Genomic DNA, 14,085 nt, shown 5'->3' with positions numbered 1-14,085 from the left:
TCACCGGACAAGGTCAAAAGAGTACCTATAACAGATTGAAGATACATTCGACATTTTTTTTCATGTACTGAGTATAAATTCAATGTTATTAACACCGGGGCGAGCAGGTTGTTTGGCAGTAGTTCGCTTTTTAATATTATTTAGGGAGTAAGGAGCTGGCAATTTGTTAATTCAAAAACTTTATCCCCCCAACCTCTTAAAGTAAAGATGAACAAAACTTAGCTTAAGTCTGTTTGCATTAGTATAACCACTAAAAAGATGTAACTATGAAGAGAACTATTTTATTATTGATACCTGTGTTTGTATTTTCGTTAAGTGCGCTTGCACAATTCAGCTTACCGAAACTTCCGTATGCCTATGATGCTCTTGAGCCTTATATTGATAGCGAAACGATGTACATTCATTACAACCACCACCATGCTACGTATGTGAACAATCTGAATAAGGCATTGGAGAGTTATCCGGCTTTACAGCAAAAGAGCGTGGAAGATTTAATTAAAGATATAAACGGCTTGCCGCGCGATATTCAAACCGCAATACGCAACAACGGGGGAGGGCATTACAATCATACATTATTCTGGTCGGTTTTAGCTCCTGCCGGAACAACTAAGATGTCGAACAAACTGAAAAAGGCTATTGAAAAAGACTTTGGTAGTGTGGCTGCATTTAAAAGCGAGTTTGAAAAGGCAGCAACAGGCCGCTTTGGGTCGGGTTGGGCATGGTTGGTAAAAGACGGTAATGGCAAATTATACATTACCTCGACAGCCAATCAGGATAACCCGCTTATGTCTGTAGCCGACGTGAAAGGCAGTCCTATTTTAGGGCTTGATGTGTGGGAGCATGCCTATTACCTTAAATATCAGTCGAAAAGGGCTGATTATATCAAGGCTTTTTGGGAAGTGGTGAATTGGAACGAGGTAGAAAAATTGTTTGAGAAATGACAGGATAAAATATTATTTAGCTATATGTCTGATTGTCAGCATATTGTGTGTTTTTGTTGAAAAAACATGTATACCTTTTGTAATATTTGATGTATTTTAGTACACTTAATTAAAAAATGAGGGTATATGCAGAATTATGATTTGACCAAAATAATGTTTCTCGATATCGAGACTGTTCCTCAAAAATCTGCTTTCGACGAGTTGCCGGACGAACTTGCATACCTGTGGGAAGAAAAGTTTGTTTCGTTGAAAAAGTATCTGCCTGAGAAATACGATGATAATTGCACGGCAGCCGAGGCTTTCTGTACAAGTGCCGGAATTTATTCGGAGTTTGGAAAGATAGTGTGTATCTCAGTTGGATTCATCTATTACAAGAACAATGAGATGTGCTTTCGTACAAAATCGTTTGCAGGCGATGATGAAACTAAGATTCTTACTGATTTTGCCAAACTGATTACCGACAGTTGGAATACGAATGAACATCGGTTTTGCGGGCACAATGTCAAAGAATTTGATATTCCCTATATCTGTCGTCGCATGATTATCAACCGTGTTGTTATACCCCCTATACTGGATGTAGCGGGTAAAAAACCGTGGGAAGTGGCTTTTCTTGATACGCTTGAATTGTGGAAGTTTGGCGACAAAAAAAGCTATACTTCGTTAAAACTGCTCACTTGCGTACTGGGTATCCCAACGCCTAAGGACGATATTGACGGCAGTCAAGTGGCCGAAGTTTATTACCGGGAGCGGAATATCGACAGGATTGCTACGTATTGCCAAAAAGATGTGCTGGCTACGGCACAGGTGTTTTTGCGGTTAAACCAGCTTGAACTCCTGATGGATAGTAATATCGAACATTTATAATCAATATCTCAATATAACGCCATTTTTAACCTGTCTTTATGGTTAAACCGATACGACACGTTTTATTATTCTCGATTCTTTTTTCTTTTGTTTTCTGCGCTCAGAAAGACAAGGAACTGCCTTTCATTCCTGATGTTGTTGAGGCAGTCCGTTCCTATGATTTACGGGATATTATTGATTCCGATACTTTAAGGGTCGGTATTATGCCCGGTGCTGTTTCTTATTTCAAATTCAGGAAAGAAACGCTGGGTTATAATTACGAGCTGATAAGCGGCTTTGCGAAACATCTTAAGCTCCGTTTGCATATTGAAGTGGTAGACACAGAGACTGAATTGGTTGATTTGCTATCGGAAGGCAAGGTGGATATTGTAGCTTATGTTATGTATGAAACAAGGGAGTTGAAAGAAAATTTCCATTTCGTTTATCCTCATGCCGAATCGCATCAGGTGTTGGTGCAGCGTTTAGGACGAAATTCATTATTGGATGCCGTTGACCTTGCCGGAAAAGATGTACATGTAAAAGCTAATACTACGTTACATTCGCGCTTAGTCGATTTCAATGAGGAAATAGGCGGTGCAATTAACATTATTCTCGCAAATGATTCGCTCACAAATGATGATTTGATAGAAATGGTGCTTGAAAACAAAATTCAATACACTACGGCATATTACGACAATGCCTCGATACACCGTATTTATCAGCGGCAGTTAGATTATCATGTTCCCGTAGGCTTTGCACAGCATAGCGGATGGCTTATGCGTAGGGATACCCCCGATTTACAATCGGAATATGAAACGTGGGCATCGTCTCCCGCTACACAACGCCTGCAACAACGCCTCGAAAGTAAATACAAAACTAAAAATCCTTATCTGGCAGGTCGTAAATTGAATATACCGGAAGGCTCCATCTCGCCTTACGACGACTTGTTTAAAAAATATGCACCTCAGATAGGCTGGGACTGGAGGCTGCTGGCATCGGTTGCTTTTCATGAGTCAACCTTCGATTCGGCAAGGGTTTCGCGCGCCGGTGCATCGGGGCTTATGCAGCTTATGCCGCGTACGGCAAAAACATACAGTGTAGAAGGTGATGCTATATTTAACCCCGAAGAGAATATCCGGGCATCGGTAGGGTATATGGCCGATTTAAATAAGATGTTTCGTCAGGTGAAGAATAAGGACGAACGCATAAAATTCATACTTGCTGCCTACAACGGAGGCCCTTATCATGTAAAAGACGCTATGGCACTGGCTCAAAAATATGGGCGTAACCCATATGTATGGTACGATAATGTAGAGTATTTTCTGGATAAAAAAAGAGTCCCCGAATTTTATAAAGATTCAGTTGTGAAACATGGATCTTTCAATGCAAGGGAAACAGTGCGCTATGTGGAGAATACCTTAAGTACATATGACAAATATTTAGAAGAATCGTAAATACAGGCATTTCGGTTTTATAAAACAAGAAGATTTAGGTAATTTTGTCCCCGTTTTTAAATCTTGGATGTTTAAAATTTAATATGTATCGAAATTAATGCATGATAAAAAAACTAAACCACAATAGACATAATAGATTTTAAGCGCACATAGCCGATTCTCTATATACGCCTATTGTGTTCTTTAATAACACCTGCTGGTGTTATTCTTGTTTACATATAATAAAAAGAGAAAGCTATTGTGTCTATTGTGGTTTAGAAATATTTTTCATGTTAAATATAATAAAATCAAATGGATAGTGAGATTATTCTTATAAGCATATCGGGCGACGATAAGCCGGGTGTTACAGCCGCTATTACAGGTATTCTTGGTAAATACAATGCTACTATTCTGGACATTGGGCAGGCCGACATTCATCATACGCTTTCGCTGGGTATTCTTTTTCGCACAGTAAGCCAGTCCGATTCGGGCAATATACTGAAAGAAGTTCTTTTTAAATGTTCCGAATTGAATCTCACTTCGCGTTTTACTCCGGTTTCGGTCGAGAGGTATAATAACTGGGTAGCACGTCAGGGCAAAAGCCGTTATATTGTCACTTTGTTGGGGAAAGTTATCACAGCCGAGCAATTATCGCTGATTACACATTCGGTTGCCGGACAAAATTTAAATATAGATTCGATTAAACGCCTTACAGGACGGCCAGCTTTAGAGTTGGATGATGAAACAAGCCGTTTTTGCGTGGAACTGTCGCTACGGGGCGAGCTGAAAAACAAGAAAGAATTGTCGGCACGTTTTCTTGAATACTCGGCGCAGCTTGGTATTGATATCTCGTTTCAGAAAGATGATATATTCCGTAGAAACCGCCGCCTTATCTGTTTCGATATGGATTCTACCCTGATAAAGACAGAAGTGATTGACGAACTGGCCGACCGTGCGGGAGTAGGAGCAGAGGTAAGGGCGATAACAGAGTCGGCTATGCGGGGGGAAATAGACTTTACCGAAAGTTTTAAGAAACGTGTGGCTTTGCTGAAAGGGTTGGATGAGTGTGTGATGCGTGATGTGGCCGAAAACCTTCCTATTATGGATGGTGCCGAGCGCCTGATGAGTATATTGAAAAAGACAGGAATGAAAATAGCGATTCTTTCGGGAGGTTTCACTTATTTTGGCAATTATCTGAAGAAGAAATTTGATATTGATTATGTATATGCCAATGAGCTTGAGATAGAGAACGGGAAGTTAACAGGAAACTATGTTGGCGATGTGGTGGATGGAAAACGCAAAGCAGAACTGTTGCGCCTTATAGCTCAGGTGGAAAAAATTGACCTGGAACAGGTGATTGCGGTAGGCGATGGAGCAAATGATTTACCCATGCTGAATCTGGCTGGTTTGGGAATTGCTTTTCATGCTAAACCAAAGGTAAAAGCCAACGCCCAACAGTCTATTTCCACTATTGGGCTTGATGGTATTTTATATTTTCTTGGGTTTCGCGATATTCACATTGATATGTAAGGGGGTGAATTACTTGGCTTCGAGGAATACAACTTCGATTCCGGCTCTTTGGAGTAGCTCCACTCCATCCATTATACGGTATTTTTCGCCGTAAACTATCCGTTTAATGCCTGCTTGGATAATGAGTTTGGCACACTCGATGCAGGGCGAAGCAGTTACATACAGGGTTGCCCCGTCGCTACTATTGTTCGAGCGGGCAACTTTGGTAATAGCGTTTGCTTCGGCATGCAGAACGTAGGGTTTCGATACATTGTCAGCATCTTCACATTTATTTTCGAACCCCGATGGAGTACCGTTGTACCCATCCGAAATAATCATTTTGTCTTTCACTATAAGCGCACCTACTTTTCTTCTCTCGCAATATGAGTTCTCTGCCCATATCCGTGCCATACGCATATATCTTTCGTCCAATAAAGTTTGCTTATTCATTCCTCTATGTCGTTTTACTGTTTTGTTAATACAAGAATACAAAAGTACAATAATTCTTTTTAATCTGTTGTTGGCTTTGGCTTTTACTTAAGGGCAACCGCATCAAAATATGCAAAATTGCTCTTTTGTTTCTCGCTCTCAAAAGGGACTGTCTAAAAACATAAAAACGACAAAACACCCTCGTTACATCAATATTGTAGCGAGGGTGTTTTTATTAAACCGGGGCTTTTGGATAGCCCCATTTTTTTCATGCCTGAAAGGCAGGAGCATACTTTTTAAAACACCTCCAAAATCCGGACATTTCATTAAGATACTGTTTAATGCCGCTGTCTCCTGAAAAAAATTGTATATTTGCATAATATAGGATGCGCCTCAGCAAAGTTTCAAACAAGTTTGACTTTGCATTTGGCTTTCACTATATTTGCTTACAAAAATAAATAATATTTTATGCATAAATCCGGTTTTGTCAATATAGTAGGAAATCCTAATGTAGGAAAGTCCACACTTATGAATGCATTGGTTGGTGAGCGTATTTCCATTATCACCTCGAAAGCGCAAACTACCCGCCACCGTATTTTGGGTATTGTAAACGGAGACGACTTTCAGATTGTTTATTCTGATACTCCGGGAGTGCTGAAACCTAATTACAGGTTGCAGGAGTCAATGCTGAAGTTTTCGACATCAGCCTTGACCGATGCCGATGTATTGTTGTATGTGACCGATGTGTTTGATACTTACGAAAAGAATAAAGACTTTGTAGAACAGGTAAATAAAAACGGGGCTCCTCTTTTGCTTATCATCAATAAGATTGACCTGATTGATGAAGCACGCCTAATTGATATGGTGGATAAATGGAAAGAGGTGATGCCCCGCGCTGAAATAATTCCCATATCGGCGGTTAATAAGTTCAATGTAGAGCATGTGTTTAAGCGCATTAAGGAACTGCTGCCCGAATCGCCTCCGTTTTTCGACAAAGATCAGCTTACGGATAAACCCGCACGTTTTTTCGTTACCGAGATAATACGCGAAAAAGTATTGTTGAATTACGAGAAAGAGATACCCTATTCGGTAGAGGTAGAGGTGGAACAATTTTTGGAGGAAGATAACTTAATCCGCATTAATGCTGTTATTTATGTAGAAAGAGATTCGCAGAAAGGTATCATAATAGGACACGGCGGCAAGTCGTTGAAAAATGTCGGTACGCAGGCCCGAAAGGATATAGAGGCGTTTTTTGACAAGAAAGTCTTTTTAGAACTGTATGTGAAAGTAGAAAAAGACTGGCGGAATAAAGATAATAAACTGCGCAATTTCGGATATAACTTAAGCTAATTACTCTAATGTAATTGCTAATTCCATGTTTTGATGATTGAGGATAAAAAAGATATAATGTTATTTTTTTTGCTGTTATCGGAATACTTTTTTATTTTTGTTCTATTCAACCTGATTCTGAAACAAACATCAATATAAAATAATGCCAAGGCATTTGACTTTAGATAGAGAAACTGACGAGAATGACTTATTCCATCTGATTCGGAAAGGGAATAAAGATGCATTTACGGTCGTTTATGAAAAATATCATAAAATGCTTTATGTGTTAGCTTTCCGTTATCTGAAAGATACGGACAAAGCGGAAGATGCCGTTCAAAATTCCTTCACAAAATTATGGGAGTTCCATTCGGGGCTCGAAGTCTCCGTCAACCTAAGAAACTATCTTTATACAATGACTAAGAATAATATTCTTAATCAGATAAGGAACGAAACCAGCGCGCTTGAAAAAAATTATTTGATAGTTCAGGAAAACGATGAATGTGACGATAGCTTGGTGGAGTTGATTGAGAAAAAAGAGCTGATGGTTATCTTTACCAAAGCGGTGAATAGCCTGCCCGAGCAAAAACGGCAAGTTTGTTTGCACAAGATGGAAGATAAACTGTCGAATCAGGAAATAGCCGATAAAATGGATATTTCTGTGAATACGGTAAAAACACACTATGCCCAGTCGATAAAAATGCTGAGGGTTCATATCGAAAAAATGTTAATTTTCATTTTTCTTCTCATCCTTTCTTAGTTTTTATGTGTCTTACTAATATACAAGAAATATTTAATATCTGTGTGGAGAAAAACAGATAAATCAAGATGAAAAAACCTTCTGATAAAATAATAGATGATGTATTGAATGGCCTTGCTACAGAAGAGGATGTTGCAATTGTGCTTCAGTGGTTTTCGACCGACGAGGGGCAAAGCTATCTTTCAAACCATCTGGACGAGTATTTTGGTAATATAAAAGAGGGACACGAGGATGTATATGTGCCTCATACCATCCCTTCGGAAAAAATATGGGATAAAATAGAGAAAAGAACAACACTCCGTTCAAAGCATAGTGTGCGCAGTATAGCGCTTCGGGTTGCTGCGGTGCTTGTTCCTTTTCTTTTTATAGCCGCATTCTTCATGTTTCAAAAAACAGATGCACCTGCTATGGCCAATTATCTTGATGTAAGTGTGCCTAAAGGAGAGCGTTCGGGGATAAAACTGGCCGATGGAACAAACGTTTATCTTAATGCCGGTTCTACATTGAGCTATCCCGAAACGTTTGACGATTCGTCGAGAAAAGTAATACTGAACGGGGAAGCGTATTTTGATGTGGCGAAAGATAAAGAACGCCCGTTTATCATCGAGTTGAACGGTGGAGCGTTCATCGAAGTTTTAGGTACAGCCTTCAACGTACAGGCATATCCAGAGGACGATAAGATAAGTGTAGCGTTGGATAATGGGAAAGTGCGCCTGACATCGTCGGATAACAATAAGCACGAGCTGCTTCCGCAGGAAACCTTGGTTTATAAAAAAGAAGAAAAACAAACATTCATTACCAAAAATACGGATACAATGCTGGCTTCAGCGTGGCGCGATAATATCATTACCTTTGATGATACCCCATTGGAGGAGGTAATAAAAGTATTGAACCGCTGGTATGATGTGGAATTTAAAGTGGAAGACAAAGAGGCCTTGAACTACTCATATACAATTACTACAAAGAAGATACCTCAGAAGAAACTGCTTTCGGACTTTGAGAAAATTGCTCCCGTAAAATTTGTACAAGAACAAGATACGGTTAAAATTAGGATGAAATAAATCGTTATTATTTCATTATTTTTATACCTTTGCACCATTCTGTTTTTTAAAAACTGTTAAACGCGTAGTATTGTGTGGTGTAAAAGGAATATCCTCTTATTCGTTTTTACTTGCTTCGTATGTGTAGTACTGAATGCCCAGCAAGTTACTTTAAACTTTCGTGATGCGAAACTGAAGAAAGTATTTTCTTCGATAACCCGCCAAACAAATCTCACATTTGCGTATAGCCCCTCTATTTTAGATTTAAGCAAGGGTATAACCATGGCTGTAGACAATGCCGACCTGAGCTTGGTGCTTCACTATCTTTTTGAAGATACGGGCATCGACTTTGAGATAGGGGATGATAAAATATACCTTTTCGAGAAAATACCTCAGAAAGAAGATAAACAACCGGCTCCAAAAGAAAAAATTAGGGTTTCGGGCTATATCATGGATGAGCTTGGAAACGGTATTGTAGGGGGCAATATCCTCGAAAAAGGAACAATAAACGGGGTTGCTACCGACTGGAGTGGCGAATATGATATCGAGGTTGCGGCGGATGCTGTGCTTGTGGTATCGTATATAGGTCATATTACACAAGAGGTGCCTGTGAGGGGGCAACTGAACCTGAACATTAAGCTGAAAGAAGACTTGCAGTTGCTGAACGAAGTAGTTGTTACGGCATTAGGTATAAAAAAGAGAGAAGAATCGCTGACTTATGCGGTGCAAAAACTGGATGGGCTGAGCTTTGCTACTGTGAAAGGCGGCAACCTGATTAATAATTTGTCGGGCAAAGTCTCTAATGTGCAGATAAACCGCAACTCATCCGGACTGGGTGCTTCTTCGCGGGTCATTATCAGGGGCAACCGCTCTACTTCTAAAAACAACCAGCCCTTATATGTGCTTGACGGTGTTCCTATCTTGAACACATCGAGCGAACAGGCGCATACAATCATCGGAGGTACGGCTAATGCGGGCAACCGCGATGGTGGCGACGGTATTTCCAATCTGAATCCGGAAGATATTGAGAGCATCACAATACTGAAAGGGGCTTCGGCTTCGGCCTTGTATGGTTCTTTTGCAGCCAACGGCGTGATACTTATTACCTCGAAAAAGGGAGTGAAAGGCGTGCGCCGTGTGAGCTTTTCGTCGGAACTTATAGTAGACCAGCCTGTAGTATTGCCCGAATTTCAGAACTCCTATTCGTACCGCGAGAGTGCTTTTGATAGTTGGGGCGACAAATCGTCCTTGCCTGTATATGATAATGTAAATGAATTTTTTAACCTTGGTGTTACCAACGTGAACTCGCTGGTATTTACCACCGGAACGGAAAAGAGCCAAACTTATTTTTCGTATGCCAACACCCGTACCGACGGCATTGTGGAACATAGCAAACTAAATAAGCATAACCTTAATTTTAGGGAAGCAGTTGGTTTCTTTGATAACCGCCTGACTATTGATGCGAACATCGACTTCATTTTGCAGGATATAAAGAATAAGCCCGTTTCGGGAGGATATTATATGAATCCGTTGGTAGGATTGTACACTTTTCCGCGTGGAATGGATATAAAGGAGTATAAAGACAATTTTGAAATTCGCGACGAAAACAGGAATATGGGTGTTCAAAACTGGTATAACCAAGCATTGGTGAGCAACGGATTTGAGCAGAACCCGTATTGGCTGACAAACAGGGTGCAAAGTTCGGACAAGCGTTCCAGAGCTATTGTTTTGCTTCTGGCAAATCTGAAAATTACCGATTGGCTGAAAATTCAGGCACGTGGAAGCGCCGATTATATTTTTGATAAATTCAGGCAGAAAATTTATGCTTCTACGTCGGTAAGTCTGGCGGGCGACAACGGGCGTTATATTGATTATTCTTTTTCGCAGATGCTTGCCTATGGCGATGTTATGCTCGAGTTTGAGCGCAAGTATGATAATTTTTACATTCAGGGCGACATCGGAGCGTCTATACGCCATATAAATACCGACCGTTTGCGCTACGATTCGAAAACGGCTTCACTTTATTATCCCAATGTTTTTTCGATAGCCAATATCCGCATGACTTCCAATGCTTATATTGACGAGGAAATTTACAGGGAGCAAGACCAGTCGGTCTTTGCTTCATTTCAGGCAGGATACAGAGATATGTTCTACATTGATGCTACTGCCCGCAACGGATGGTCGTCGACGCTTGCTTATACCAAAAGTAAGAACAAAGGTTTTTTCTTCCCCTCGGTAGGGGTGAGCTGGGTTGCAAGTAATACGTTCGACATGGCTCCTTTTGTGTCTTTCGGAAAGCTCAGGGCATCGTGGAGTAAGGTGGGCAATGCCCTGACTCCCACGATAAGTAATCCCCAGAGCAAGGTAATGGCGGGTGGGGTTTCGTTGGAAGCCCATGCCAGCTCGTACGAAGATTTAAAGCCCGAAATGAGTACTTCTATTGAAGTGGGGGGCGACTGGCGTTTTTTCAACCATCGGTTGTATGCTGACCTTACATTGTATAAAACAAATACCCGGAATCAACTATTCAGGTTGTCCACCACACCGGGAGGCTCTATTTATAAAGATTATAATGTAAATTCGGGCAATGTGCAAAACAAGGGGATTGAATTGACTTTGGGAGGAACGCCCGTGCTTAACCATGATTTCAAATGGGAGACGGTAATGAATTATTCGGCTAATAGAAATGTAGTATTAGAGCTGCACGACGAGTTGACCGAGTTTACATACGGTACTGATGGGCTTACTACGAGCTACTCCATGCTGCTGCGTAAAGGCGATTCTTTTGGCGATATATATGGCAGGGCATTTAGCCGCGACGAAAATGGGGAGATAATATATGATGCTGACGGCTTGCCTATAACTAAGGGAAGTACTAATGATAATAAAGTGGGCAACTGCAATCCTGATTTCATAATAGGGTGGGGCAATACTTTTACGTACCGGAATTTGTCGCTTTATTTCTTGCTGGATGGTTATTTCGGAGGCAAAGTATTGTCGCAAACGCAGGCCGAGCTTGATTTGAGGGGAGTGAGCAAGGCTACTGGCGATGCCCGCAACCGTGGCTATGTAGAGCTTGAGGGAACGAAAATATACGATGTGGAAAGGTTTTATGAGAGAGTGGGGGGGCGAAACGGGATAACCGAATACTATATGTATGATGCGACGAACATCCGTTTGCGGGAAATCTCGTTAGGTTATAGCCTTTCGGATAAGCTATTCGAAAAAACGAAGTATCTTTCGGGTATTAAGTTTACTTTATCGGCACGCAACTTATTCTTTTTGTACCGCAAGGCACCTTTCGACCCGGATGCAGTGCTTTCTTCATTCAACGATAATCAGGGTGTCGATGTTTTTGGGATGCCTATGTGCCGTACAATGAGTTTCAGTATGAGGTTTGTTTTTTAACAGGGGAGTGAGCGTATGAGAAATTACATCTTTAAAATACTATTATTTGTTGTTTTAGCAGTTGCGGTTACGGCGTGTACAGGTATGTTTGAGAAATACAATTCGGACGAAACCAGCTATACCGAAGAGCAGCAAAAGATAGATAATTACTGGTACGGTATGCCTCTGGTGAATGTGCAGCATGGTATTTATTTCAACTATGACTGGGGCGAAGGAAAAAACTGGACTTTCCAGATAATGCAGAACCTGAACATTGATTTGTTTGCAGGCTACTTTCACAACAACAAGTTTAACGATGATGCCACTAACACCATGTACGACCTGAACGATACGTGGAATGCCAAAATGTGGGAATACACTTATTGGTATGCTATACCCGAAGGCAAAAAAGCAGAAGACCGTTGCCAAACGGATATGCCTGAGTTTTATGGGGTGATAAAGATTATCAAAGTATTGTTGCTGCATAGAATTTCGGATGTGTATGGCCCTGTGATTTACAAAGAATTTGGCCACTCCAAGATAGATGGTGTACCCGATTCGCAGCGGGATACTTATTATGCTTTTTTCGACGATTTGGATCAGGCTATCGAGATATTGAGCGACAGCGATAACAACACAGGTAAATTAGCCCGGTTTGATATTTTGATGCCCGACGGAAAAAAGAATAATAAGCAGTGGATGAAATTTGCCAACTCGCTGCGTCTCCGCCTTGCCATGCGTATATCGAAAGTTGATCCGGAAAAAGCCCGGACAGAAACCGTAAAGGCTTTAAATTCGCCGTTCGGGCTTTTGGAGGGAATTGATGATGTGGTTGCAGTTAACACAGTCAATACCGGCTATACCAACCCGCTTGGAGAAATAAATAAAGTGTGGGGCGAAGTGTATATGAATGCCAATATGGAGTCGATTCTGACAGGTTACGAAGACCCTCGTATATCCCGCTTTTTCGAGCCTGTGGCAAGTGAGACGCATAAGGGGATTTTCAGAGGCATACGGCAGGGTACGTCATCCAATTATTCGGAATCCGAAAATTATTCTCAAAGTTCTATACCACAGTCGTTTAATGCACTGCTGATGACTTCGGCCGAAGTGTGGTTTTTGCGTGCCGAAGCAGCGTTAAGAGGCTGGTCGGACGAGAGTACAAAGTATTGTTACGAGCAGGGAGTGAAAGTGTCGTTTGCCCGTTGGCGTTCGGATGGTGTAGATGAGTACTTGAAAAGCGACAATATAGCTGCCGATTATGTGGATGACTTTTACCCTGAAAATAGCATTGAAGCGCGTTGCCGGGTATCTCCGCGATGGGATGATGGGGCAGATAACGAAACGAAACTGGAAAAAATTATTACTCAGAAATGGATTGCCTGCTACCCTGAGGGGTGCGAAGCATGGGCTGAACAACGGCGCACGGGCTACCCGCGTTTGTTTCCGGTAAAGCATAATATGAGTAATGGTGTTATTGATACGGAGGTGATGATTCGGCGACTTAATTTTCCGGTGAGCATTAAAACTTTAAATTCGTCGCAATACGAGGCATTGTGTAAGGAACTGAATGGCCCCGATACGGGTGGTACACGGGTATGGTGGGATACCGGAGCTCCTAACTTTTAAGGGAAAAATGATATGGATATTTCAATGTTGTTGATAATTGGGGTAACAGTAGTAATAAGTCTTATAGGATTTAATAACGCTCAGTTTTTCGACCGTTATAAATTCAGCACTTATGCCATTATTGAAAAGAGGCAATGGGACCGGCTTATTGCATCGGCGTTTTTACATGCCGACTGGATGCACCTGATTTTCAATATGCTTACTTTTTATTTTTTTGCACCCTCTATCATTGCCTATTTGGGTGTATTCCGGCTAATGATTATCTATATTGCTTCTATTCTGGGTGGCAACTTGCTATCGCTCTTCGTCTATCGCCGCGATATGACTTATACGGCTATTGGTGCTTCGGGCGGGGTGTGTGGGGTGTTGTTTGCCGCTATTGCCCTCGACCCTCATATCGGTATCATGTTTATGTTTATCCCCATACCTATTCCCGGTTGGATATTTGCTATCCTGTATTTGATATATTCCATATACGGCATGAAAAAAGCATTGGGTAACATAGGGCATGCGGCGCATTTGGGTGGTGCGTTGGTAGGGTTTGTATTGGCCATTATATTTTTTCCCGAAACGTTGGTTTACAACACACTTGTAATTATATTGGTAACTATCCCTCTGATATTCTTAGGCTTTGTGGTGTATAAGGAGCGGTAGCTGTGCGTTTAAAACTCGTTAAATATTTGCGCTTAAAAATCAAAGCCTTTACATTTGCATCCATATTCTTCGGATAAAAGTGAAGAATGATTTAGTTAGCTACAAGTTATCAGCTACAAGCTATAAGTCTTGTC

The 14,085-nt window shown here is 41.1% G+C and carries 11 protein-coding genes; 10 read left to right on the top strand and 1 reads right to left on the bottom strand.

Annotated elements, in window-relative coordinates; all coding sequences use genetic code 11:
• Nucleotides 1–266 precede the first annotated feature (266 nt).
• From D0T49_RS07860 to serB, 4 genes are all read left to right on the top strand, one after another.
• On the top strand, nucleotides 267–941 hold the full coding sequence (locus D0T49_RS07860) for a superoxide dismutase (RefSeq protein WP_163630101.1): 675 nt from the start codon (nucleotides 267–269) through the stop codon (nucleotides 939–941).
• A gap of 126 nt (nucleotides 942–1,067) precedes the next feature.
• Nucleotides 1,068–1,805, top strand: a complete 738-nt coding sequence (locus D0T49_RS07855; RefSeq protein ID WP_163630099.1) for a 3'-5' exonuclease — start codon at nucleotides 1,068–1,070, stop codon at nucleotides 1,803–1,805.
• A gap of 38 nt (nucleotides 1,806–1,843) precedes the next feature.
• Nucleotides 1,844–3,238 (top strand): transglycosylase SLT domain-containing protein, encoded by a 1,395-nt coding sequence (locus D0T49_RS07850; protein WP_163630096.1) that lies wholly within the window; start codon nucleotides 1,844–1,846, stop codon nucleotides 3,236–3,238.
• Between the two features lie 291 nt (nucleotides 3,239–3,529).
• Entirely contained in the window at nucleotides 3,530–4,747 is a 1,218-nt protein-coding gene (gene serB / locus D0T49_RS07845) for a phosphoserine phosphatase SerB (RefSeq protein WP_163630094.1), read from the top strand.
• A 9-nt stretch (nucleotides 4,748–4,756) separates the two neighbouring features.
• Here the strand turns inward: serB and D0T49_RS07840 are convergent, their stop codons facing one another.
• Nucleotides 4,757–5,176 (bottom strand): dCMP deaminase family protein, encoded by a 420-nt coding sequence (locus D0T49_RS07840; RefSeq protein WP_163630092.1) that lies wholly within the window; start codon nucleotides 5,174–5,176, stop codon nucleotides 4,757–4,759.
• A 447-nt stretch (nucleotides 5,177–5,623) separates the two neighbouring features.
• On the opposite strand from D0T49_RS07840, the gene era reads away from it, so the two are divergent.
• From era to D0T49_RS07810, 6 genes are all read left to right on the top strand, one after another.
• Complete coding sequence (era, locus tag D0T49_RS07835; protein ID WP_163630090.1) at nucleotides 5,624–6,505, top strand: GTPase Era; 882 nt, start codon at nucleotides 5,624–5,626, stop codon at nucleotides 6,503–6,505.
• A gap of 142 nt (nucleotides 6,506–6,647) precedes the next feature.
• Nucleotides 6,648–7,241 (top strand): RNA polymerase sigma factor, encoded by a 594-nt coding sequence (locus D0T49_RS07830; RefSeq protein WP_163630088.1) that lies wholly within the window; start codon nucleotides 6,648–6,650, stop codon nucleotides 7,239–7,241.
• A gap of 68 nt (nucleotides 7,242–7,309) precedes the next feature.
• Entirely contained in the window at nucleotides 7,310–8,302 is a 993-nt protein-coding gene (locus tag D0T49_RS07825) for a FecR family protein (protein ID WP_163630086.1), read from the top strand.
• A gap of 261 nt (nucleotides 8,303–8,563) precedes the next feature.
• A complete protein-coding gene (locus D0T49_RS07820; protein ID WP_239057038.1) occupies nucleotides 8,564–11,689 on the top strand; it encodes a SusC/RagA family TonB-linked outer membrane protein in 3,126 nt (1,041 codons plus the stop codon).
• A 15-nt stretch (nucleotides 11,690–11,704) separates the two neighbouring features.
• The gene (locus D0T49_RS07815) at nucleotides 11,705–13,297 is read left to right on the top strand and encodes a SusD/RagB family nutrient-binding outer membrane lipoprotein (RefSeq protein WP_163630082.1); all 1,593 of its coding nucleotides are present in this window, start codon (nucleotides 11,705–11,707) and stop codon (nucleotides 13,295–13,297) included.
• A gap of 12 nt (nucleotides 13,298–13,309) precedes the next feature.
• Nucleotides 13,310–13,951, top strand: a complete 642-nt coding sequence (locus D0T49_RS07810; RefSeq protein WP_163630080.1) for a rhomboid family intramembrane serine protease — start codon at nucleotides 13,310–13,312, stop codon at nucleotides 13,949–13,951.
• The last annotated feature ends 134 nt before the right edge of the window (nucleotides 13,952–14,085 follow it).

The sequence above is a fragment of the Paludibacter sp. 221 genome (assembly GCF_010501035.1).
Lineage (GTDB): Bacteria > Bacteroidota > Bacteroidia > Bacteroidales > Paludibacteraceae > QVMH01.
The sequence above is the reverse complement of the archived record's forward strand: the minus strand, read 5'-3'. Positions and strand labels throughout refer to the sequence as shown.